Consider the following 22,132-nt stretch of genomic DNA (forward strand, 5'->3'; position numbering starts at 1 on the left):
ATCGCGCCGGCAGATGCGTCCGGCGCTTTCACTCACGAACCTTCGCCCGATTTGAACAGCTTGATCAGGCCCGGCAGGTTCTTGCCGAACGGAGCGACGCCCTCCTCGACCTTCTCGGCGTAGCTCCAGAAATCGGTGCTGAACATCATCCCGAATTCACGCGCCTCGCTGACGGCCTTCAGCTGCACGATCGGGTTGTTCAGCGCGCCCTTGACGCCCGGCAGCATGGGCTTCGCGATCGACTTGAAGTAACCGAGCAGCGACTCGCCCGGCGTGTCGGGCGTCCACACCAGTTGCACGACGACGGTCTTGTCCGACACGTTGAGAAAACCGTGGATGTGATTGCGCGGACCGAACACGAGGCTGCCCTTCTTCATCGGGATCATCCGGATCGTGTCGCGCCCGGCGATGTTCGGCGGCTGGTCGAGATCCTTGTACTTCTTCGTGCCCATCAGCATCACGATTCCGCCTTCCGGCGCGTAGAACCACTCGTCGGTCAGCGTATGCAGGTGCAGCGGCGGCCCCGATCCCGGCGGAATCTCGACCTTCGCCATCAGATACCGGCCGCCCGTGCTGTCGCCGGTGCGGACGAACTTGATCGACGCGCCCTCCGGCTCGCCGTTGACGACCAGCGGCTCGGGGTCGTCCTCGACAAGCGCGAAGGCGGCCGCGTTGGCCTGCGCGTCTTCCGCCCAATCCGACTCGACGTCGTGATCCGCCCGGTGGTGCTGCGAACCGGCGTGATCGGCCGACCCGGTCGACGTTTGCGCTTCCTCCAGCATTTCACTCATGGTCGCTCCTCAGTTGAACTTCCGTGTTAAACCCGTGTGCTGCGCCGGCCGGATGCCCGACGGCGGCCGAACCGGTCGCGCGCCCGGCCACGCGATCGAGCAGTTCGCCTGCGTGGCGCGGCACGAAGTCGCCTCGCCACGCGACATGCTGGTCGGGCCGAACCAGGACCAGCCGCCGCTCGTACAACACCGGTGCCGCGTCCGATACGATCTCGACGATCGACAGCGGGATGGCGCGTGCGTGTGCGGCATCGACGAGCCGCGCCACGCCGTCGTCAGACGCCGACGGTTCAGCCGCCGTCCTCACCCGCAACAACGTGAAACCCATGCCGAGCAGGTCGAATACCGAGCGGCGCACACCGTCCGCGCCGGTCAGCCAAAGATGCGGCAGACGACCGCCCGGCACGCTGCTTGGCCGGTAGGTCAGCGGGTCGTCGTCCGGCGCGTCGCCATCCGGCCAGACGATCGTCGAGCCGTCGTATCGCGCCCCCAGCTCCACACCGATCGCTTCGAACTGCGCACGAAACGCCTGCAGCGCTTCGCCCATCCGTGCGCGCGCCGCGTCGCCCTGCGCGCCCGCCGCCTCCACTTCCGCCGGAACCTGCACCTCGCCGACGCGCTGTGTCAGCCGGCGCGCCGCCGCCGTGTTGCGCAGCGCGATCGGCCGGCGCTCCGCCTCGTAACTCGCGAGCAATGCCGTGCCGCCCCAGCCCTGCACCGCGCCTGCCAGCTTCCACGCCAGGTTCGCGGCGTCGTCGATGCCGGTGTTCATGCCGAAGCCGCCCGTCGGCGAAAACAGGTGAATGGCGTCGCCGCAGAGGAACACGCGCCCGTCCGAGTAACGCTCCGCCACCAGCGCGACACCGCCCTGCCACGGCGCGTGAGCGAGCACGTCCACCTCGACCGGCCGGCCGACCCCTTCGCGAATCCGGCGAATCACCATCGCATCGTCCGGCAGCCCGTCCTCGTCGTCCGCCTTCGACATCAGCAGAAACTCATCCGCTCCGTCGAGACTGATCAGCAGCATCCGCGAGCCGGGCGCCATCACGTTGTACATCCACGACTCGCGCCCCTTGAGCAGCTCGCGATGCAGCGCCGGAATCCGCACATGGCTCGAGATCATCCGGCCGCTCAGAAACCCGTCGCTCGCGCCGCTCGGGCCGAGATAACGAATGCCGAGCGCACGCCGCACGAAACTCTGTCCGCCATCGCAGCCGACCAGGTACGCGGCCCGCCATGACTCGCCCGGCGCCGTGCCGTCCGTGACGTGCGCGTCGAGCGTGACGCCCGCGTCGTCCTGCTCGAACCGGCTCACGCACCAGCCGAACCGCAAGTCGATGTTCGGCCGGGTGCGTGCATGGGCGAGCAGGAACTGCTCCACATACATCTGGTTCGCGCGCAACAGTGGCTCGGGCACCTGGTCGGCGTCTTCGGCGGTGCGCGCCGCCTGCGTCCGTTCGCACTCCGAACCCATCGCGAGCCGCGCCAGCTCCCAGTCGGCGAGCCGCGTGAAATACGCGACATCGCGCGGATGATCGGGCGGCAAGCCCAGCGCGCGCACGGCGTCCGCTATGCCGAGGCGGCGATAGTGCTCCATCGTCCGGGAATTGTGCGTGCTTCCCTTCGGATGCCAGCGACTGTCGGATTCCCGGTTGAACACGACCGACGCGATGCCATGGCGATCGAGAAACAACGCGAGCAACAGCCCTACCGGGCCGCCGCCCACGATCGCCACGGGACGTTCGTGCATTGTTCCGGACCGGGGGCGCGCTTCACATGCAGCGTTCGACATGCACGCTCCGGATTCACGCCGCGTCGACCGCGGACGGCTGCCCGCCCGGCCACAGCCGCAGGATGTCGTAGCGGTGCGCGCCGGCCCCCTCGCCGTAAGCGGACGCCACGATCGTCGACGAGTAGTCGTGTTCGGCCAGCATGTCCGTCAGCGCCCGTTCGTCGCCGAGGCTGCTGAAGCCGATCAGCAACTGCCCGTCCGGCGTCAGGTGCTGCGACGCCTCGCGCAGGAACCGGCGATGCGCGAGATACCCCGCGTCGCAGAACGCCTGCAGGATCGGCTTCTCGAACACGTAGTCTTCCGGGACGAACACGAAATTCGAGTTCCAGAAGATCTGGTCGAACCGCTCGCCGGGCTGCAATACGTCGAACAGGTCGCCGTGCCGCGCCGACACCCGGTCCGCCACGCCGTGCAACAGCACGTTGGCCTGCGTGTTGCGCACGGCGGCCGCGCTGATGTCCGCGGCGACGACCCGCGCGCAACCGGAGAGGGCGGCCATCACCGATGTCACGCCCGCGCCGCAGCCGATTTCGAGAAAGCTGCCCCCGCTGCGGTACGGCAGGTGCCGCGTGAAGATGCCCGTCGACTGAAAATGCGTCGGCGGGAACACCCCCGCATGTACTTCGAAACTGCGGCCGTCGCACACGTAGTGGACAATGCCGTCCGCCTCGGCGGCGGCCAGCCTGCGCCGCACCGATGCAAACGCGTCGGATTCGTAGTCTTGATCGTTCATGTGTCGCTTATCCCTTGTTCAAACGCGCGCGGCCGAACCGCGCGCGACATACAGGACGTCGCGCGTCCCGGCCGCACCGTCGAACGCATCGCGCAGCAGCGAACCCGCCGAATCGCGCAGCAGCCGCTTCAGCACCTTGCCGGTCGCGCCCACCGGCAGGAACGCCAGGCTGCGCACGATCGCCACGGCCACGCCGCGTTCCGGCAGCACCGCGCCGCATTCGGCAAGCAGCGCCTCGAGCACGCCGTCCGCCACACTCGCCGGATCGCCGGCATGCCGGTCGGGCAGCACCAGCGCGAGCAGCGCCGGATCGTCGGCCGTGCCGCCGCCCACGCCGACCACGGCCACGTCGCACACGCCTTCCACCTGCTGGGCCACTTCCTCCAGCTGCAACGTATAGAGCCGGCCCGCCGCCGTCTCGACCACGTCGACTTCGCGGTCGATCTGATAGAAGATGCCGTCCTCGCAGTACGCCACGTCGCCGGTCAGGAAATAACCGCCTTGCCATGCGCCGGCCGTACGCTCCGGCTGCTGCCAGTAACCCGACGTGATCGTCGGCGCACGCACCGCGAGCAGGCCGCGCTGGCCCGGCGCCACTTCGCGGCCCGTCACCGGATCGAGGATCTTCGCGACCGCGATATCCACCGGCCGGCCGATCGCGCGTTGCGGCGCCAGCGCGGCGGCGGTCGATTCGCAGCGGAACAGCGCCATGCCCAGCTCGGAGCTGCCGAACGCATCGATGAAGCGCGATTCCGGCGCGCCGACCAGAAGGCGGCGCGTATGGCTCTGGTGCGCCGCGTCGCCCATGCTGAACCAGCGCCGGACGGAGTCGAATTCACGCGCGCCGACACCGCCCTCGACCAGCTGCATGTAGCTCTTCGGGAACGCGACGACCGTGGTCGGACGAAACGCGCGGATGGCCGCACGCACCGCGTCGCCTTCCTGCGTCCCCATCACGTAGGTCGGAATGCCATGCAGCACGGCCGTTTCGAGATGACTGATCGCCGCCGAATGCGATTGCGGCAGCGCCGTCAGCAGGCGCTCGTCCGGGCCCTCGGCAAAGCGCCCGATGCGGGCCCGCTTGCCCATGAAGAATTGCCGGTGCTCGAAGCGCACCGCTTTCGGGATCCCGGTCGTGCCCGACGTATGGCTCAGCATCACCAGCGTCGAATCCTCCGGCGCCACCGGCCACCAGGCCGGCAACTGCGCATCGCGCCGCAACGCCGCGCGCGATGCGTCCACCAGCCGGCCCGCGTTCGACGCGCGCCAGTGCTGCACGAATGCGCTCGTCGCCTGCGTGTGCGTGTCCGCCACCAGCGTGTCGAAGCCGTTCTCGCTCATGTACGCCGCGCCCACTTCGGCCGGCATCGCGGGATTGATCAGCGCGATCGCGGCGCCGAGGCTCGTCAGCGCGAGGTAGTGGAGAAACGGCGCGATGCCGTCCTCGACGCACACGGCCACCACGTCGCCGCGGCCCACGCCCTGGCCCAGGTACCAGTCCGCCAGTGCCGCGCGATACTGCTGCAGGGTCGCGAGGCTGAACGCCCGGACCGGCACACCGTCGCCATAGTTCACCGGCTTGTCCAGCTGCAGGAACTCGACCTCCTTCGCCGGATTCAGCGCGAGGCACAGATCGACGAAGTTGCCGCTGCCCAGCGACGCATCGGCGCGCAGCATCGCCAGTTCGGGTTCGGGCAAGCGGGCGTCGGTATCGGGCACGTCCTCGCCCGGATACGACAGCAGCTCGGTCAGCATCGCCATCCGGCGCCGCACCATCTCCTCGCCGACCGCGATCACGCGCGCACGCCGGTAGGGCTTCTCGGCCAGCATCCGGTCGATGATTTCGCGCATCACGATCGCGTGCTGCTCATCCTCCTCGACGTGAATCTGGAAGAATCGCGTGGCCTGCAGCGGCGCATCGCGGTGCCGCAGCGCGTCCAGGATCGGGCCATAGACGATCGGCACGATCGCTTCCGCCCCGAGGCACAGCGCGGCCAGGCCATCCAGCGGATCGGCGCCGCGGCAATAGAGGAACATGACGTCGATCAGCGCGCGCGTGCTCGACAGCATCGGCAGGCTGCGCGGCGCCGCCGACATCGCGTCCATCGACTGAAGATACAGTTCCGCGTGCGACACCTGGTCCGTGCCGTCACCCAGCAACTCCTCCGCCAGGTTGTGCGACAGCGCCTTGAACTCGTTCAGCTCGGTCAGGCCGCCCATCAACGAGCACAGGTAACGTGTGAAGTACTGCGAATAATATTGGTGCTGAATCAGGAAGCCGCGCAATTGCGCGTCACTGACGGTGCCGTCGCGGCACGCCGCGAGAAACGGGTTCGCGCCCAGCTCCTCGAGCAGCCCTTCCGGAAACATGTCCGCCCAAAGCTGCGACAGCTGCATGGGGTCGGTCATGACCTGCCCCGCTGCCGGTCGATCGTTCATTGCATTCATCGGATTGGTTCTCCACGGCCGCGCCCCCATGGCGCGGCGAACGGAATCACACGACATCGAGTTCGGCCACCTGCTCGGACCGGCCTTTTACGCTGTCCGCCAGCCTCCTGAGGAGCGCCTGCGGCCGCGCATGCTGAAACACGTTCCGGCCGATGCAGAGGCCAGTTGCGCCATGCCGGATCGCGGCCTGCGACATCGCGACCAGCACCTCCTCGTCCGCCTTTTCGCCACCCGCGAAGAAGATCCGGATGTCGCGTCCGTGAACGGAAGCCAGCTCCTCGATCTCGTCCACCGACGCATACGCGAGCTTCACGGCGTCCGAGCCCAGCTCCGTCACGACCCGCACCAGGTGATGCAGGCGGGCCAGACGTTCCGCGGCAGTCGGCGCCTTCACCTTGTCGTACAGCATCGTCAGCAACGGCAGCCCGGCGGCATGCGCCGCGTCCGTCACCGCGCCGAGCATGGCGAAGTTGTGCGCGAAATTGCTGGTCGTGAAGTTCACCTGAATCGACACCGCGTCCGCGCCCAGCTTCAACGCCGTGTCGATATCGGCCACCATGATCTTCGTGTCCGCATCGGGCGACAGGCTCGCCATGCCGTTCAGGTGCACGATCACGCCCGTTGCCGGATGCAGGCATTGACGCACGATCAGGCGCTCGATCAGCCCCTTGTGACCGAGCACCGCGCTGAGGTCGCGGCTTCCGACCCAGCTTTCCAGTGCCTCCGTCGCCTGCATGCCCGCGATCGGACCCAGCGTCAGTCCATGGTCCACCGGCACGATCAGCCCGCGCTGCGAATCCGGGAACAGGATCCGGCGCTCTCTCAGTTTTCTACCGACGTAGCCCATCGACGTCTCCTACTGTTCGATGATCGTCTCGTTGATCTTGATGCCCACGTGACGCCCCGGCTCCGTCACGTAGCCCAGTACCTTGTCGCCAGGTTTCAGTTCCGAGATGTTGAGCGGCTTGGCGGCGTCGGAAAACACGCGCACGTGCCAGTCGTCCTGCATCAGGACGTTGACGCGCTCTTTGCCCGGAAACTCCACCTCGATCAGGCGCAACGGACGTTGCTCGATCTTCATCCGGCCCACCGTCGCGCGCCGTACGCGGCCCTTCGCGTTCACGAGCATCACCGGCGAGCCCGCCTTGAGCTCGCTCATGTAGTCGGTGCGGTTGCCGGTATTGAAGACATAGGAATGCACGGCCCCCGCGTTGACGCGGAACGGACGCAACTCCATGTAAGGCAGGAAGAACACTTCCGGACAGGCCAGCAGGCCGCCTTGCGACGTGCTGCCCACCAGCATCCCCTCGTCCGGCGCAAACAGCGTCGACGTATCGATGCATGCGCGGTAGCCCATGCCCACCGGGCGGCTCTGGATCACCGTGCCGGTCTGGATCGACAGGTTCTCGTGTTCCGCGTCCGCCATCTGCTCGAGGAACGAGGTCATCGCCTGATGGTCGCGCGGCGAGAAGATCACGCCTTCCGCGCCGTACTCCATCACGCCGTACGACACGATCGCGTCGTCGACGTTGGTCGGCTCGTTGATCTCCTTCATCAGGATCGTGCCCGTCGATTGCAGCGACGCGATCACCAGTTCCAGCGGAATGTTGGTCGGGTCACGGAAACGGATCCACAGATAGTCGAACCCCAGCCCGTCGTTGATGGCGCCGAGCAGGCTGTCGCGATCGTCGACGTAGCTCGTGTAGCAGGTCGAAATGCCTTCCGCACCCAGTTGCCGCAGCGCCGCGATATCCGCGCAGGCCACGCTGCGCCGGCGCTTGCCGTCGTCCTTGAACTCGGCGAACAGCGGACCTTCCCGAAACGCGTTGATGTCCGCGGCATTGCGCAGGCGGAGCACGATCCGCATCCGGGCCGGAATGGCCGGCAGCAGGTTGGCCGCGTTGTCCGGGTAGACCACCACGCCGCTGTACAGCGAATTGACGACCCGCACGAACATGCTGTCGTCGGGATGCGGCCGGGCCAGTTGCGCCGTGTCGTACCATACCAGTTGCCCGTCCAGGGCCGCGCGCTTCGACTGGCCGTTCGCCGACACGTTGGTCAGCTTCACCGATGTCCGCTTCGCAACCGTCTCCTGAGTCTCGAACGGAGTCGGAATCGTCGTCGGTTCTTTCGGCGCGGGCGTTTCCTTGATCTTCGCTGTCACACTCGCATTGCTCATGCGCATCCTCTCCAGGTGGATAAACAAAGACACGGCGCGGCTACTGGCGCCATGCCACGAACTGTCGACGCTCAAGCCTGAACCAGCTCGCAAGGCATCCCTGACTGCGAGACACGGTCGATCTTTTTATTGGAAACCAGTATTTCTCTCGGTGGCGCCTGTTTCAGGCAGTGACGCAACGCGGCGATTGCCGCGGCCATACCGTCGGGAGTAAAGCCAATTGGCTCTCCCGGATAACAGATGTAACTTTTGCGGCAGCTGAAAAATATGTATCCGTGATTCGGAATATTTGACGAATCGAAAAATTCAACCACCCAACGGATTTGCGGTGATTCATTCATCATTGACTCGCCGGAAAAACGTACGCACTCGATGCAGCGACCGAAGATGTCCATTCGCCAATGCCGATGCAAGGCGAACCGGATGATTCAACTCCCAACGATTCCGCGGTGATTAATTCGTCAGCAACCTGGCTCCCGGGCCAGCACCAGCGCCGCCCCGGCAGACATGCCTTTCTCGTCTCACGCTGCCGTCTCTCGCCGGCAGGTCATCGCCACTCGTCAAACCCTGGATGCGCGCATCGCTTCACATGACGAAACAATGATTTCGTTAGTTACTCGAGATGCGAAAATCGATTAATTTCCTGAACCGATTTAATGCAGCCGATTTTTTCAGCATTACGGAATAAACGGACTTCTTTCACACGACCAACCCTCTTTCAAACGGCTTGATCCGGTGAATTATTCACATTCCTTCAACCTCATTGGCATCGCGTCGCTAGTGTAAATGGAAGTTGCTCTGCAATTGAATAACATCTCAAAAAAATTTATCGGAATGAGAGAGCAAGAACGCTATTGACGTGGGGCGAGATTTTCTGTCACCGAAATACGCTCGATTTCAGGATGGCGATGCGCGTGCGGACCGGGCGGTCGCTGCCTGACCGACTGTGGAAAAAGGGGCCGGACAGCGCCGGAAGAGGAAGCAGCGGACACCCCGGGGCAGCGGCGTTGGCATGCGCGGAGCTGGCGTGCCGACGCCTGTACCCGATGCGTGGGATCCGCTTATCGGAGATCGTTCGCGAACGGACGTACGTGCGCGCCGCCGCATTGGCGTAGCTGTTTGATGTTGGTCACGTCCACGTCAACCTTAATGTCAGGAATACAGATTTTTATATTGATACGGTATCCCTATCATTAGGCATATTGATAACGTGCAACGGGTTTTCGCCGGACATGTTTGAAGAAGTTCGGTGTGCTCATCCAGACGGAGATTTCGGGCACGTTTCCCGAGGCCGAGCGACAATCGCCGGGGGTCGCGAACGGTCGTCGAACGATGCGGAGCGAACCGTTCATGCCAGTCATCGCCGTGGAGACCTGGCCCTTCCGCTGCCACGAAAGGGCCATCGGTCCAGTCACAGAAACAGCAGTGCCGGGTTCAGCTCCTGTTCGACGCACGGCTGCGCGCGCCAACCCAGCGCCACCGGAACCGAGTAGAGCCGTCGCGCGCCAAAACGCGGCCAGAAATGGCACAGCCCCGGCGCGATGACCTGCACCACGGACAAGCCGATGTCGGGCCGCGTCTTGTCGACGACGAGCACGTCCATGCCGGCCTCCGCGATGCGCCCGACGCAATGCGCAAGCGCCGTGGGCAACGATGCAGCGTCGGTCGGCTGCCATGTCGCGCGCGTCGTGCAGCGCACGCCGTTCGCCGGATACAGGAAACCGGTTGCCAAGAGTTTGTCGCGATCCCACGGGTGCGGAGCATCCGCTGCGATATCGAGCAACTGGTTGACTTCGGTCAGCGCCCGCTGCACTGCGATTTGACCGTCCGGATGGCAGCCGAAGCCGATCGAGAATCGCCCGTCTTGCGGATTTTCCGCCAGCGCGGCCACGGTCGGCACCCCGAGATCGGTGGTGATGTCGAGCGCCCACAAACGCCATCCGAACGCCGCGTATTCGCTCACGAGCGCATCGAAATACGGATCGTCGAAACTCGCGAGATCGATGCCGGGGCGCGGGATCCGGTTGTACCACCAGATCGCGACCGCATCGCGTTCGATCAATTCGAGCATGCCCTGCAAAATCGCCTCGTCGACGCTCGATCCCGCCGCGCAGCCGTTGGGATTGTGCACGCATGCGGCATGAGCCTGCGCGCTGTCGGGCGTTTCCGCATAGCAGTAGCTCAGCGGTACCAGATGGCGCCTGCCGGTCACGAGCGACCAGGCCGGTGTCCAGTCGATGACGTCGTGCGCCGTGAAACGCGGCGGCACCTGCTTTCGAACATCGTGGTTCAACGCGTTGATCGCATCGCGCGCGTCGAATTGCCGTTCGCTGAACTGCTGAAGATCGTTCACATGAATCGGTACGGCGTCGCATGCCGGATCGGCGAGCAGGCTTTCGATGCTTCCGGCCAGCGTCGCCTCGTCGCCTTGATACACGCTGCTGAATCGTTCGAGCGCCTCGCATAGCGCGCTCGCACGGGCTTGATCGTCGGTGCGGCCCTTGCCGGAGCAGAGCCTGTCGAACCGGTTGCTGCCCGGGACGGCCGCCGGGCACACGAGAAAGCCCGACGCATAGACCTTGCGCAGGCCCGCATGTCGCTTCGGCATCGGGTGCAGATACGCGATCGCGCCGCTGACCGGCGAGATCAGATGCGCATAACGCTCGAACACCTGTTGCGGATCGGCGCTACGGTAACCGCCGTCGGTACGCATCAACGGCGCATGGTCGGCGAGCCGCGGCGCATGCGCCGCCTGTTCGCGCATCCACGCGGGATTGCCACAGCACGAGCATTGCGGACGCCTCGTCACGCGGTGCCGCTCGGCGGTCGACGTGTCGATGCGCTGCACCACGAGATGCGTTTGCAGCCGTTCCGACGCCGTGCGGTTGACCGCGATCTGCTCGACCGTCGCCGCCACCAGCGCCGCCGCGGCGGCGGCCCCGGCGCGCGAGGCGGCCGGCGGCAGATGCGTCGCGTCGCTGCCGTGATGGCGTGCAAGCAGCGCCTCGACCGGCCGGTTGATGCGAATCCAGTAGCGTACGCATTCGATGCACGGCGCGTCGGCCAACGCGCCGCCGCCGGCCAGCAACGGCCCGATCAGCGTCTGCACGCCACTGGCCGCGACGACGAGCAATGCCCCGCCACGCGCCGCCGTGCGGGCCGCGCATGCGGCGAGATCGTCGCGGTCGTGCGTATCGGTGATCGCGACGGTCAATTCGGCGTCCGGCACGACTTCGATGCCGGCCGTGTCGAGCGCGCGCCTGAGCGCGGCATCGTCGGCGCCGAACGCCTCGACCGCAACACGCAGTTGAACGACGTGCGCACAAGCCGCGTCGCCGTCGAGTCCGGCGCGCTCGAAGAAGCCGCGCGCCGCATCGTCGTCGTGCGGCGAGTCGGCACGCAGGTACCCGCGCTGCACCAGGTGATCGAGCCGCGCGAGCACGTCCCATTCTCCGAACGTGCCGGCGAGCGATGCCACGATCTCGGCGATCGTCATCCGCGCCCGCAAGCAGGCGGCGATCTGCACGAAGTGCGCGCCGGACAGCATCGCGCGCTTGAATTCATCGACGACGAACAGCGTCTCGGGCCCCGCATCGAGCACGAGCAAATGCGGTTTGAAGCGCAACACGCGCGAAAAGTCATCAAGCATCGTCTGGTTCCGTGCAGCGGGTCAACAAACATCGCGGTCGCGCCGCGCGACTGTGCGCGGCGCGACCGCGCCGGGTCAGCAGCAGGTGAACAGGTAAGTCGACCCGGCGTCGCTGTACGCCGCGAGTGCAACGGCCTCTTCGTCCCGGCTCAACGGCTTTTCCGGTATGCCGACCGTCATCACGTTGCGCGGCAGGTGCCAGCTCCCGCCGTCTCTCCCGTGGTCCCTCCAGCCATGATCGCCGTCCGGTGGTTCGACGACCTCGATGTCGATGATCCACGGACACTGGTAACCGAAGTATTTCGCGAGCGTATCCAGCGGCTTCTTCAGCAACTCGCGCTTGAAGTCCGGGTTTCGCCATGAAAGCGCGATCGCACGCAGATAGACCTTCTGAAACTCCAGCATCGATTCGAGCGTCGGATTAGCGTTTTCCTTTGCCATGTCGGTTTCCCTGAAGTCATTCCATGATGGTGATGTGGTTCGCGTTGTAGGCGGCCAGCGCCTGCGCGAAGTGCTTCTCGTTCGCCGGCGCGGGCGGCAGAAACAACGTGAGCTTGTTTTTCTGGCCGGCCGTCCAGTCGCCGTTGACGCCCGGTGTCCAGGCCGACGACTTGGTCTGCACCTTCAGGTCGAGATCGAACGGAAAGTGATAGTCGAAATGCTCGCGCAACGCGTGGATCGGATTGGCCTCGAGTTCGTCGAGAAACGCTTTGGAATGCCACGCGAGCGCTATCGCCCGAATGACGGTTGCCCGGTATTCGAGAAACTCTTCGTACGTCGGTAATCGATTATCCGTGCTCATCAGTATGTTCTCCTGATTGATGAATGGAACCACTTACGGCAACGACTGCAACATCGTTTCGGCGAGCCTGGCAATGCGGCCCATGCCCGCCGTCGTTGCAACTTCGATTGCGCGCCGGCACGCGGCCAGCGCGGCCACGCCACCGCATCGCGGATCGGCGCGGCGCAAGTACTCGCACTTCTTCAGCAGCAGCTGTGCTTCGTAATACCGTTCGCCGGTCGACTCGCACCACGCGAGGCACTGCTCGACCTGCGCGAGCGCGGCAGGGTAGTCGCCGCGCCCGGCGTCCAGTTCGGCAAGCAGCGACGCGTAGTAGGTCAGCCCGAGCAGGCCGCCCGATTGCCGCTGCGCGTCGAGATGCGCGACGATGCCCGCGCGATCCCCTTGCGTCCACGCAAGCATGATCGCGGCGTAGTGCTCGACCGCGCGCAGCCGATGCACCTCCGACAGACGGAGAATCGCTTCCGACAACGTGCGTGCCGCGTCGCGATCGCCCGCCAGCTGGTACGTGCGTGCGAGGTACATCATCGTGACGCCGAGCGTCGGCAAATGGTCGAGGCAGGTCGCGCAATACACCGCGTCGCGCGCCATCACGAGTGAGGCCTGCGGATCGTCGTCCATGCACCAGCGCACGCTCGCGAGCGACGCCATCGTCCACGCGCGCGTATCGATTCCCAGGAGGCGCCGATGGTCCACGTCGCGCCGTACGTCGTAGCCAGCCAGCACGGCGTCGAACGCGGCGCGGGCGCGCGTATAGTCGCCGTCGACCCACAGGCTCATGCCGCGCATCGCGTCCGCCGCGACCTGGACGCCGGCGTCGCCGCGCTCGGTCGCGAGCGCGTCCAGCCGCGTGCCGATCCTGCGCACGGTGGGACGATCGCCCGCGACGTGGTAGTAGGTCGACAGCGTCCACAGCGCGCTGATCTCGAGCGCCGGGTCGTCGAGCGTCTGCATCTGCCGCAACAGTTGCTCCGCATGCTCGCGCACCTGCGGATCCGCCCAGCCGAACCGTGCCATCGTCGCGTGCGTCAACGTGGCGCGGATGCGCGCGCTGTCGTGCTCGCGCTGCGCGTAGTCGGCGTTGCCGAGCCAGTCGAACACCGACTGCCCGTAGCGGATCGCGTCGTCGTACCGGGAACGTTCGAGTGCGCGGCGCGCCGCGTCGCTACCGTGGGCGATCGCGTCGGCGAAGGCACCCGAGCGCGCGAAGTGTCCGGCAACGCCGAACGCATGCGCGCCGGCGCCTCGATCGCCTTGCGCGAGCAGCGCGCGGCCGACGCGCGCATGGTTGCCGCGCCGCACGGCGGGCGGCATCGATTCGTACGCCGCGTCGCGAATCAATGCGTGGCGAAACGAATAGAACACGCGATCGCGCCGATGTTGCGCGTACACGATCCGCTCTTCGAGCAGCAGCCGCAGATGCGCGTCGAGCGTGGCCCGATCATGCGGCGATGCGTCGGCGAGCAGTTGCGCATCCACCTCGAGCCCGATGGTCGCGGCGAGCTGCGCGGTGTCGCGCGCGTCGTCGATCCGGTCGAACGCGAGACCGAGCATGCCACCGAGACTGAGCGGAAGCGGATACGGGTCGGTTGCCCGCAGCTCCGCGAGCGAGCCGTCCGCGCCGCTCATCGTCAACTCTCGCGCGACGGCCTCGATGAACAGCGGGATGCCCGCCGTGCGATGGGCGAGCCGGTCGAGCCAGGCCGGATCGAGCGTGCCGTGGCCCACACACGCCGAGATCAGGCGCTGCGCGTCGTCGCGCGGCAGGCGGCGCAGCACGAGGCGTTCGGTCGCGCCGCGCCAGCGCCCGAGCTTGACGGGGCGCGACGTGTACACGATGCCGAGGGCCGCCGCGCGCGGCGAGCGCTGCAGGTACGCAAGAAAGTCCTCGGTCGAGCGATCGATCCACTGGACATCCTCGACCACGAGCAGCACCGGCGCGCCGTTGCCGAGCGACACGATCAGTTGCTCGAGGACGTCGAACAGCGCGTGCTGTTCGCGCGCACTCGACCACAGAAACCCGTTCGCATCGCAGGGTAGCCCCAGCCAGGTCGCAAGCGCGACACGGGCCGCCGCATGATCGCATTCGAGCGGCGCGATCATGGTGTCGATCGCCGCGAGCGCGAGACCGGGCGGGCTGTCGGCGTCGATATGCCAATGCGCGCCGATAAATCGCAGGATCGGAAACAGCGCATGATTTTCCCGCTCGGGCAGGCACCCGCAATGCGCGAAGGTGTGGCCCCGGCTCCGGACGGCCTCGCACAGCTCGTGCACGAGGCGCGACTTGCCGATTCCCGCATCGCCGACAACGAGCCGCGGCACGCCGCGTGGCGCAGGCTCGCCGCGCATCGCGCGACGATGCCATCCGAGCGTCTCCTGCCACGCGCGCATCAGCGCGTCGAATTCGCGCGCGCGGCCGACCATCGGCGCCCGCATGCCGGCGTCGAGCGAATCGAACGGCGTATCGGCACGACGCTCGCCGAGCAATTCATGAACCGGCTGCGGCACGAGGCCCGCCCGCGCCAGCCGCAACGAGGTCGGCCGATAGTCGGCATGCCGTTCGAGCGCGAGCCGCGCATCGTCACTGATCAGGATCTGCCCGGGCCCGGCAAGCCGCAGCAGCCGCGCCGCCGCCGCGGGCGTCGATACGCCCGACATGCGCGACGCATGGGCGAGCACTTGCCCGACGTGAATCGCGGCGGCCACTTCGACGCGCCAGCTTTCGCCACCGGCGCGGCCGCCGGGCGCCGTCGGCAGCCGTGCGCGCTCGGTCACCCGCACCATGTCGAGTGCCGCGCGCGCCGCGCGGCGCGCCGGCCGGTCGATGTCGCCGCGCAGGCCGAAATGGAACAGCAGCGTGTCGCCGAGCCGTCCGTCGACCTGCGCGCCATAACCGACGGCGATATCGGCGCACTTCGTCAGCCATTGCTCCTCGTAACCGTCGAGCAGGTCGCCGTGATCGGTTCCGGCATGACGTTGCCGGCCCACGCCGGTGATCGTCACGCAACAGCACAGCGTGGTGATCTGCCGGTACTCGCCAACCGTCGCGATCGTCTCGCTGCGCGGCGCGAACGGGCGCGGACGGGCCTGCACGCTGATGCGGCTGGCATCGAACTGGCCGACGAGCGCGGCGAAGTTGAGCGCGCGAAACGGCACCGCGAGTTCGTCGGCCGACGCGGCGCGCTGCTCCGGATTCTTGCTCAACGCGCGCCGCAATACCGAGCCGAGCGGATGCGACGCGATCGACGGCGGGAGCGCGACATCCACCGGACTGAGCTGCTGATAGAGAATGTCGGCCACGCTCGCGCCGTGCATGACGACCTCGCCCGTCAGGCATTCGATCACGATCAGGCCCCACGCATACAGATCGGTTCTGGGCGTCGGCGGCTCGTTGCGCAATTGCTCGGGCGCGCAATAGGGCGGCGAACCGAGCACCTCGGTCGCCAGCGTCGAGGTCTGGCGCGCGATGTCTTCCGTGCCGGGCAACAACGCGCCGATGCCGAAATCGAGGAGCTTCGCGTGCGGCCCGTCTTCGGCCATCGTGATCACGATGTTCTGCGGCGTCAGGTCCCGATGCACGATGCCCTGCCGATGCGCGGCCGCGAGCGCGTCCAGCACCTCCGTCATCAGCCGGCCCGTGTCGACGGCCGACAGCGGCCCCTCCGCCGCGAGCCGGTCGCGCAGGGTCCGGCCCTGTACCAGCTCGAATACGGCGAACAGCCGGCCGTCGGGCGCTTCCCCCTTGTCCAGCAACGCGACGATGTTCGGGTGCCGCAGCGCCTCACACAGGCTCGTCTCACGCTGAAAGCGCGCACGCTGGCGCGCGCGCTCCGCTGCGGTGCGCGCGGCGTCATCCCGCATCAGCTTGATCGCGACGGCTTGCCCCGTCTCGCCGCAGGTCGCGCGAAACACCACGCCATTGCCGCCTTCGCCGAGCAGCGCGCCGAGCCGGTAATGCCGGGTGCCGACCAGCTCCGCGAAAGGCGCGGCGGGCTGCCGCGGTTCACGTGCTTCCTGCACGACGGGCGCGCGGGACGGGGTCAGCAACACGGCCGGTTCTCCCGTGTTCACGAGTAGTGGGCGACCAGGCTCGGCGCCGGACGAGGCGCGCCGATACGCGGCTGGACGCCCGGCACCGACTGGCATTCGAGGTGCTCGCCGCGCATGACGCGGAACGGAAAATCACCGAACCGGACGCTGCCGCGCCGGCGTTCGACGAGCTGGCTCCCGTCCAGCCCCGGCAGCGCCGCGAACTGGGCCCGGGCGCGGTGAATCTGCACGTTGACATGGGACGTATCGATGCCGAGCATGCGCGCCAGCCGGTCGAGTTCGATCCAGCCTTGCGTGGCGGCGTCGTGGCCGGCCTGCATGTCGGCCGAGCGCGCGCGGGCGAGCGTCACGAGGCTGTAGTGATGGGCGCGCTCGCCGAGGTCGACCACGCCGCCGCGGACATGCAGCAGCATCCGCACGTGTTCTTCGTTCCGGCTGACGAAAAATTCGAGCAATCGCGCCGGCACGGCCGGATCGGCGGGCGCGGCGAGCATCACCGTCGAGCCGCTGCGCACGAGGGCCAGGCGCCACGTGATGCCGCCGGTCGACACTTCATCGCCGTCATGGAGCGCACGCGGCGGCAACGTGTCGTCGCACAGCCATTCGCCGGCCGGCGACCGGACGATCGTGACCGGCTGCGCGGCCTGTGCCGGCAGGATCTGCCGCGACGCAAGCACGATCGGAGGCGCGGCACCCCGGACCGGCCACAGCGTGTCGGCCGGATCATCGAGCGCCTCGACGCGCCACGGCGCGACACCGGCCCTGCCGAACCGGATCACGTCACCCTGTTGCAGCACCACATGCTCGCCGTCGCGCAACGGCACACCCGATACCGACGTGCCGTTGCTGCTGTGATCGTGGAGTTCCCATGAGCCGCCGATCCAGCGGATATGGGCATGGACGCGGGACACCGACCCATCCCGGATGACCGTGTCGCAGCGTGCGGCATCGCGCCCGAACACGTGATACGCGCGGAGCAGGCATGCTTCTCCGGAGGTATCGTTCTTGAGTATCGCCATGGCCGCCCCGTATCGGATTCGCCCGGATCGCCCGAGTCACGCATCGGCGCTGCCGGGCAAGCGATTGATTCATTGATCGCGAACAATCTCGACTGTTCGCCGCCTCGTTACCTGTTTTCTCGTCAGCTTCCTTTCGAATCGTTGCTCATCCGGCACGTGTTATTTCGGTTAATAGAATTGCCGACCGTTTCGCCGTTTTAAAACCGAGCAACTTGATGAAAATCCTGCCAAATAAAATCGCGCATCGCAACCGGAATACTCGATCCGGGATTTTATATTGCAATGCTTTACATTTTCGGCGAATTTCCGGGCTGCAAATAAAGGGTCGAAAATCTTCATCGACGCGCGATCCATGGCCGACGTACGTTGTCTGGGTGAGATCACATTGAATGATGCGCCTGACTTGAATACCTTTGCTGGCGCGGAAATTCTGTTTGATGAAACGGAAATCAATTAATTCATTTCAATCGGCTTAAAAAACATTCCGGCAATTTAAATAATGATCGCCAGTGTTTTGAAAATCAGCATTGCCTCATTTATTTCATCAAGGCGTGCATCACGACGAGTTTCTCGAAGTGTCTTCGGTAGTCGAATAAGGGTCGGTACGACTGTGCCTTTCGATTAATAGCTCGCAGCCACTGCGAAATCGGATCTTGCGCCGACCGCCAGATCATCCAACCTTCCAGTCGTCAGGAGCGACCCGCCCAGAAGGTTGACGGAACGCATCGGCGGGAATCCTCGTCGCAACCAGACGGCCGCGGCCCCCCATCCCACCCCAAATAATCTCCTTGACGCTCTATCTTTCGATATATATCTTTAGATATGTTTTACGACATATAGGACACGATCATGCGACACAACCACTTCCGCGGCCATGCACGATGCGACGGGCAAGGTGCGCATGCAGGCCCTGACTGGTTCGCCGGTCTCTGGCACGCGATCGGCCGCCACCGCCGCGGCCACGATTCGTTCGGTGGCGGCCCGTTCGGCGGCCGGGGCGGGCGCGGCGGCTTTGGCGATTTCGGCGACGACGGCATGCCGCGCGGCCGCCAGTTCAGCTCCGACGATCTCCAGCTGCTGCTGCTCGCGCTGGTTGCCGAGCAACCGAGCCACGGCTACGAGCTGATCAAGGCGCTCGACACGCGTTCGAACGGTTTCTACAGCCCGAGCCCCGGCATGGTGTATCCGGCGCTCACGTATCTCGAGGAAGGCGGCTTCGTCGCGTCGCAGGCGGAAGGCAACCGCAAGCGCTATGCGCTGACCGACGCCGGCCGCGTGCATCTCGACGCGCAACGCGAACGCGTCGACACGCTATTCGCACGCCTCACGCACCTCGCACGCAAGATGGAGTTCATGCGCCGCGCCTTCGCCGGGGAATCGGCCGGCAACGAAGCGCAGGACGAATCGCAGGCCGGCTGGCTGCCGGAGTTCGTCGAAGCGCGCGTCGCGCTCAAGCGGGCGCTGCTGCACAAGAGCGCAGCCGGCCCCGACGAACAGCGCCGCATCGCGGCAATCATGCGCCGCGCGACGGCCGAAATCGAAGGCGGCACCGACGCGTCATCCGCGCCGCCCGCCAACATATAAGGAGTACGGATCGATGCAGAATACATCCGAGCGCACCGTGACCCGCGTGCGCCACACCCTCAAGTTCCGCCTGCTGCAGGTGCTGCGCGTACACGCCGTGACGCCGCATCTGCTGCGCGTCACGCTCGGCGGCCCCGATCTCGCGGATTTCGAATCCGCGTCGTTCGACGACCACGTGAAAGTGTTTTTCCCGCCGCCCGGCGCCGAACGTCCCGCGATGCCGACGCTCGGCGCGAACGGCCCCGAGTTCCCGGAAGGCGAGCCGAAGCCCGTCGCGCGCGACTTCACGCCGCGCCGCTTCGACCGCGCCGCGTGCGAGCTCGATCTGGAATTCGTGCTGAACCATCCGGGCCCCGCGTCGCAGTGGGCCGCGCAGGCGCGCGTCGGCCAATGGCTCGGCATCGGCGGCCCGCGCGGTTCGTTCGTCGTCCCGACCGGTTTCGACTGGCATCTGCTGATCGGCGACGATACCGCGCTGCCGGCGGTTGCGCGGCGTCTCGAGGAATTGCCGGCCGGTGCGCGCGCGGCGGTCGTGCTGGAAGTCGCGGATCGCACCGCGCAGATCTCGTTCGATACGCACGCCGACGTGCATGAAATCTGGCGCTTCCGCGCCGAAGCCGACGCGGCGGACGGCGACGTGCTGCTGGATGCGGTCCGCGACCTGCCGCTGCCGCCGTCGGGCGATGGCTACGTGTGGGCGGCCGGCGAAGCGCTGTCGATGCGCGCGGTGCGCCAGCACCTGACCGGCGAGCGCGGTGTCGACAAGTCGCGCATCCGCGCGGCGGCCTACTGGAAGCGCGGCGCGGCGGCCGTACACGAAACGCTGGAAGACTGAAGCATACGGGCAGCCGGCGTACGGGCTGCCGGCTTACGGGCACCCGACGGCTTGACGGGTGATACGACCGTGGCGCCGGCGCGCCGACGGGCTTGGCATCGGCATCGCGGCTGGTATATATGTATGTCTGCGACGCCGCTGTCAGGCGACAGCCGCCGCAGCCCGCCCAGGAGCGCCCGGTCATGACAAAAGAAAGCCACGCTTCGCCTTTCGTTCGCAACCTGAAGATCGCCGGTTATTGCGGCCTCGCGGCAGTCGTACTCGCGCTGTTCGTCGCGATGTGCGCGATCCTGAAGGAAAGCGCCCTTGACCGCGACGCCGCGCAGCATCCGGCCGATACACCCGAACTGCACGATGCGGGCGGCGGCCCGTCCGCGGCGGCCGAACCGGCCCGCACGCCCGGCTCACCCGGCTGACGGCGTCCTGCCCGGCTTCCTTCCGCTTACGGCGCGTGCCGGCGCCCCATCACGACCGCATGCACCGAATCGCCGAGCCGTTCGAGCAGCGCGGTCACGCGTTGCCCGTACAGGTGAGCGGCCAGCGCGCCGGCCGTCCCGACCAGCACACCGCCCGCCATGTCGAACGGCCAGTGCACGCCCGCATAGACGCGCCCCCAGGCAATCGCCACGGCCATCGCGGCCATCACGAACCCGGTGAGCCGGGTCGTGCCGCCGAGCATCAGGCCGACCGCCAGGCTCCACGCGAACGTCATGTGATCGCTCGGAAACGAGCTGTCCGGCGAATGCGGAATCAGCTGCGTGCCGACGCCGGCCATGAACGGACGCGGCGAGAACCAGAAATGCCCGATCACCTGCGCGAGCACGAGCGCCACGCATACACCGACGCCGGCTTCGATCGCCTGGCGCCGCGTCGGGCGCGCGCCGAATATCCAGGTCAGCAACAGCATCGCGGGCAGCGCATAGACGAGCCAGTCGGCGGCAAAGATGGCGAGGCGGGCCACGCCCGGCTGCGGCGCAACCCCGGCGTTGATGGCGGAAAAGAGGGTGAGATTGAGGTTCTGCATGAATCCGGTTGCGTGGGACGTAAAGATTTCGACCGGTTACCCGGTCGGACAGGAACGATGCTAGGGGGCGCCCGCTTAAGCGATGCTTAATTCGGCGGGCATGCGGGACAGGGCCCACCCGCCGCGGCGAACGCACTTAGAGCCTGCACCGCAGCACAAGTTCACACAATTGACATATTCCCGCGCGACCGTCTCCCGAAAAGGCTCACCCAGCATCCCGTAAAGGCTCACCTTTTTCACATCGTGACGTCATCGACGTGTGCGAAGATCGGGCCGCCGGGCGCCATCCGAGCCGTTTGCATCGTTCATCTCAATATTTACGCCGCAAATACTTTGAAATCGGCAACAATTAATTCCAAATGCGGCATCGCACAACGGCAACGCACAGGCATACGATTACGAGCACTCATCCACGAAGCGATCAACAACAAGGAGTCCGCATGAAAACCAGCGATGTCCGATCGAAAGCGTTTGCGATGCCGTTGACCAGCCCTGCCTTCCCGATGGGCCCCTACCGTTTCGTCGACCGTGAGTTCCTGATCATCACGTATCGCACCGATCCGGACCGTCTCCGTGAAATTGTCCCCGAGCCGCTGCAGGTCACCGAGCCGCTCGTGCATTACGAATTCATTCGCATGGCCGATTCGACCGGCTTCGGCGACTACACCGAAAGCGGCCAGGTGATTCCCGTCGAATACAACGGCCAGCCGGGCGGCTACACGCTCGCGATGTATCTCGACGATCACCCGCCGATCGCCGGCGGCCGTGAGCTGTGGGGCTTTCCGAAGAAGCTCGCCTCGCCCACCCTGCACGTGAACACCGACCACCTGCTCGGCACGCTCGACTACGGCAAGGTGCGCGTCGCAACCGGCACGATGGGCTACAAGCACAAGGAACTGGATATCGACGAGCAGACGAAGCGTCTCGCCGGCCCCAATTTCCTGCTGAAGATCATTCCGCACGTCGACGGCACCGCACGTGTGTGCGAACTGGTGCGCTACTACCTGCAGGACATCAAGATGAAGGGCGCGTGGACGGGCCCCGCATCGCTCGAGCTGGCGCCGCACGCGCTCGCGCCCGTGGCCGACCTGCCCGTGCTCGAGATCGTCGAAGCCCGGCACCTCGTCGCAGATTTGACACTGGGCCTTGGCGAAGTCGTCTACGATTACCTGGCTCAGTAACACGTCCGCAGTCCTTTCTCCCTGTCAAACCTTTCACCACGGGAA

At 66.1% G+C, this 22,132-nt stretch carries 18 protein-coding genes; 5 read left to right on the top strand and 13 right to left on the bottom strand.

Annotated features, from left to right (window positions below):
* Positions 1-32 precede the first annotated feature (32 nt).
* From H3H55_RS32290 to H3H55_RS32345, 12 genes are all read right to left on the bottom strand, one after another.
* On the bottom strand, positions 33-791 hold the full coding sequence (locus tag H3H55_RS32290) for a cupin domain-containing protein (RefSeq protein WP_129516137.1): 759 nt from the start codon (positions 789-791) through the stop codon (positions 33-35).
* Positions 784-2,541 (bottom strand): FAD-dependent monooxygenase, encoded by a 1,758-nt coding sequence (locus H3H55_RS32295; protein WP_193101990.1) that lies wholly within the window; start codon positions 2,539-2,541, stop codon positions 784-786. The genes H3H55_RS32290 and H3H55_RS32295 overlap by 8 nt, the downstream gene beginning before the upstream one ends.
* A 55-nt stretch (positions 2,542-2,596) precedes the next feature.
* Positions 2,597-3,316, bottom strand: coding sequence for a methyltransferase (locus H3H55_RS32300; protein WP_193101992.1), 720 nt, complete (start codon positions 3,314-3,316; stop codon positions 2,597-2,599).
* Positions 3,317-3,334: 18 nt separating this feature from the next.
* On the bottom strand, positions 3,335-5,725 hold the full coding sequence (locus H3H55_RS32305; protein ID WP_193101994.1) for an AMP-binding protein: 2,391 nt from the start codon (positions 5,723-5,725) through the stop codon (positions 3,335-3,337).
* A gap of 85 nt (positions 5,726-5,810) precedes the next feature.
* Entirely contained in the window at positions 5,811-6,611 is an 801-nt protein-coding gene (locus tag H3H55_RS32310) for a class I fructose-bisphosphate aldolase (protein ID WP_129516133.1), read from the bottom strand.
* A 9-nt stretch (positions 6,612-6,620) separates the two neighbouring features.
* Positions 6,621-7,943: a 3-dehydroquinate synthase II gene (locus H3H55_RS32315; protein WP_193101996.1), complete on the bottom strand. Its 1,323-nt coding sequence runs from the start codon at positions 7,941-7,943 to the stop codon at positions 6,621-6,623.
* 71 nt (positions 7,944-8,014) lie between these two features.
* Positions 8,015-8,338 carry a hypothetical protein gene (locus tag H3H55_RS32320; RefSeq protein WP_193101999.1) on the bottom strand — a complete coding sequence of 108 codons (324 nt, stop codon included), beginning with the start codon at positions 8,336-8,338 and terminating at the stop codon, positions 8,015-8,017.
* 1,016 nt (positions 8,339-9,354) lie between these two features.
* Positions 9,355-11,592 carry a TOMM precursor leader peptide-binding protein gene (locus tag H3H55_RS32325; RefSeq protein WP_193102001.1) on the bottom strand — a complete coding sequence of 746 codons (2,238 nt, stop codon included), beginning with the start codon at positions 11,590-11,592 and terminating at the stop codon, positions 9,355-9,357.
* A gap of 75 nt (positions 11,593-11,667) precedes the next feature.
* The gene (locus H3H55_RS32330) at positions 11,668-12,033 is read right to left on the bottom strand and encodes a BMA_0021/BMA_0022 family TOMM bacteriocin (protein ID WP_193102003.1); all 366 of its coding nucleotides are present in this window, start codon (positions 12,031-12,033) and stop codon (positions 11,668-11,670) included.
* A 16-nt stretch (positions 12,034-12,049) separates the two neighbouring features.
* On the bottom strand, positions 12,050-12,394 hold the full coding sequence (locus H3H55_RS32335) for a BMA_0021/BMA_0022 family TOMM bacteriocin (protein ID WP_193102005.1): 345 nt from the start codon (positions 12,392-12,394) through the stop codon (positions 12,050-12,052).
* Between the two features lie 33 nt (positions 12,395-12,427).
* Positions 12,428-16,465: a TOMM system kinase/cyclase fusion protein gene (locus H3H55_RS32340; protein WP_193102007.1), complete on the bottom strand. Its 4,038-nt coding sequence runs from the start codon at positions 16,463-16,465 to the stop codon at positions 12,428-12,430.
* Positions 16,462-17,406, bottom strand: coding sequence for an FHA domain-containing protein (locus H3H55_RS32345; RefSeq protein ID WP_319022348.1), 945 nt, complete (start codon positions 17,404-17,406; stop codon positions 16,462-16,464). Before H3H55_RS32345 ends, H3H55_RS32340 begins: the two co-directional genes overlap by 4 nt.
* Between H3H55_RS32345 and H3H55_RS37465 the strand changes: the two genes are divergently transcribed.
* The 4 genes from H3H55_RS37465 to H3H55_RS32360 all read left to right on the top strand — a co-directional run bounded on the left by H3H55_RS37465 (position 17,341) and on the right by H3H55_RS32360 (position 20,298).
* Positions 17,341-17,664, top strand: a complete 324-nt coding sequence (locus tag H3H55_RS37465; RefSeq protein ID WP_226800656.1) for a hypothetical protein — start codon at positions 17,341-17,343, stop codon at positions 17,662-17,664. The genes H3H55_RS32345 and H3H55_RS37465 overlap by 66 nt on opposite strands.
* 648 nt (positions 17,665-18,312) lie before the next feature.
* Complete coding sequence (locus H3H55_RS32350) at positions 18,313-19,047, top strand: PadR family transcriptional regulator (RefSeq protein ID WP_193102011.1); 735 nt, start codon at positions 18,313-18,315, stop codon at positions 19,045-19,047.
* A 13-nt stretch (positions 19,048-19,060) separates the two neighbouring features.
* On the top strand, positions 19,061-19,882 hold the full coding sequence (locus tag H3H55_RS32355) for a siderophore-interacting protein (protein WP_193102012.1): 822 nt from the start codon (positions 19,061-19,063) through the stop codon (positions 19,880-19,882).
* 182 nt (positions 19,883-20,064) lie between these two features.
* Positions 20,065-20,298: a hypothetical protein gene (locus H3H55_RS32360; protein WP_193102014.1), complete on the top strand. Its 234-nt coding sequence runs from the start codon at positions 20,065-20,067 to the stop codon at positions 20,296-20,298.
* Between the two features lie 26 nt (positions 20,299-20,324).
* Here the strand turns inward: H3H55_RS32360 and H3H55_RS32365 are convergent, their stop codons facing one another.
* The gene (locus H3H55_RS32365; protein WP_193102016.1) at positions 20,325-20,906 is read right to left on the bottom strand and encodes an undecaprenyl-diphosphatase; all 582 of its coding nucleotides are present in this window, start codon (positions 20,904-20,906) and stop codon (positions 20,325-20,327) included.
* A gap of 440 nt (positions 20,907-21,346) precedes the next feature.
* On the opposite strand from H3H55_RS32365, the gene H3H55_RS32370 reads away from it, so the two are divergent.
* Positions 21,347-22,087: an acetoacetate decarboxylase gene (locus tag H3H55_RS32370; protein ID WP_048250644.1), complete on the top strand. Its 741-nt coding sequence runs from the start codon at positions 21,347-21,349 to the stop codon at positions 22,085-22,087.
* Positions 22,088-22,132 lie beyond the last annotated feature (45 nt).

Origin of the sequence: Burkholderia sp. Z1 (assembly GCF_014893795.1) — a bacterium.
Lineage (GTDB): Bacteria > Pseudomonadota > Gammaproteobacteria > Burkholderiales > Burkholderiaceae > Burkholderia > Burkholderia theae.

What these genes read in the sequence shown, in the direction of transcription:
- H3H55_RS32290 (WP_129516137.1), bottom strand. Translation starts at nt 791, where the DNA reads ATGAGTGAAATGCTGGAGGAAGCGCAAACGTCGACCGGGTCGGCCGAT.
- H3H55_RS32315 (WP_193101996.1), bottom strand. Translation starts at nt 7,943, where the DNA reads ATGAGCAATGCGAGTGTGACAGCGAAGATCAAGGAAACGCCCGCGCCG.
- H3H55_RS32365 (WP_193102016.1), bottom strand. Translation starts at nt 20,906, where the DNA reads ATGCAGAACCTCAATCTCACCCTCTTTTCCGCCATCAACGCCGGGGTT.
- H3H55_RS32360 (WP_193102014.1), top strand. Translation starts at nt 20,065, where the DNA reads ATGACAAAAGAAAGCCACGCTTCGCCTTTCGTTCGCAACCTGAAGATC.
- H3H55_RS32330 (WP_193102003.1), bottom strand. Translation starts at nt 12,033, where the DNA reads ATGGCAAAGGAAAACGCTAATCCGACGCTCGAATCGATGCTGGAGTTT.
- H3H55_RS32310 (WP_129516133.1), bottom strand. Translation starts at nt 6,611, where the DNA reads ATGGGCTACGTCGGTAGAAAACTGAGAGAGCGCCGGATCCTGTTCCCG.
- H3H55_RS32305 (WP_193101994.1), bottom strand. Translation starts at nt 5,725, where the DNA reads ATGACCGACCCCATGCAGCTGTCGCAGCTTTGGGCGGACATGTTTCCG.
- H3H55_RS32295 (WP_193101990.1), bottom strand. Translation starts at nt 2,541, where the DNA reads ATGCACGAACGTCCCGTGGCGATCGTGGGCGGCGGCCCGGTAGGGCTG.
- H3H55_RS32335 (WP_193102005.1), bottom strand. Translation starts at nt 12,394, where the DNA reads ATGAGCACGGATAATCGATTACCGACGTACGAAGAGTTTCTCGAATAC.
- H3H55_RS37465 (WP_226800656.1), top strand. Translation starts at nt 17,341, where the DNA reads ATGGACGCGGGACACCGACCCATCCCGGATGACCGTGTCGCAGCGTGC.
- H3H55_RS32355 (WP_193102012.1), top strand. Translation starts at nt 19,061, where the DNA reads ATGCAGAATACATCCGAGCGCACCGTGACCCGCGTGCGCCACACCCTC.
- H3H55_RS32350 (WP_193102011.1), top strand. Translation starts at nt 18,313, where the DNA reads ATGCGACACAACCACTTCCGCGGCCATGCACGATGCGACGGGCAAGGT.
- H3H55_RS32320 (WP_193101999.1), bottom strand. Translation starts at nt 8,338, where the DNA reads ATGGACATCTTCGGTCGCTGCATCGAGTGCGTACGTTTTTCCGGCGAG.
- H3H55_RS32325 (WP_193102001.1), bottom strand. Translation starts at nt 11,592, where the DNA reads ATGCTTGATGACTTTTCGCGCGTGTTGCGCTTCAAACCGCATTTGCTC.
- H3H55_RS32300 (WP_193101992.1), bottom strand. Translation starts at nt 3,316, where the DNA reads ATGAACGATCAAGACTACGAATCCGACGCGTTTGCATCGGTGCGGCGC.
- H3H55_RS32370 (WP_048250644.1), top strand. Translation starts at nt 21,347, where the DNA reads ATGAAAACCAGCGATGTCCGATCGAAAGCGTTTGCGATGCCGTTGACC.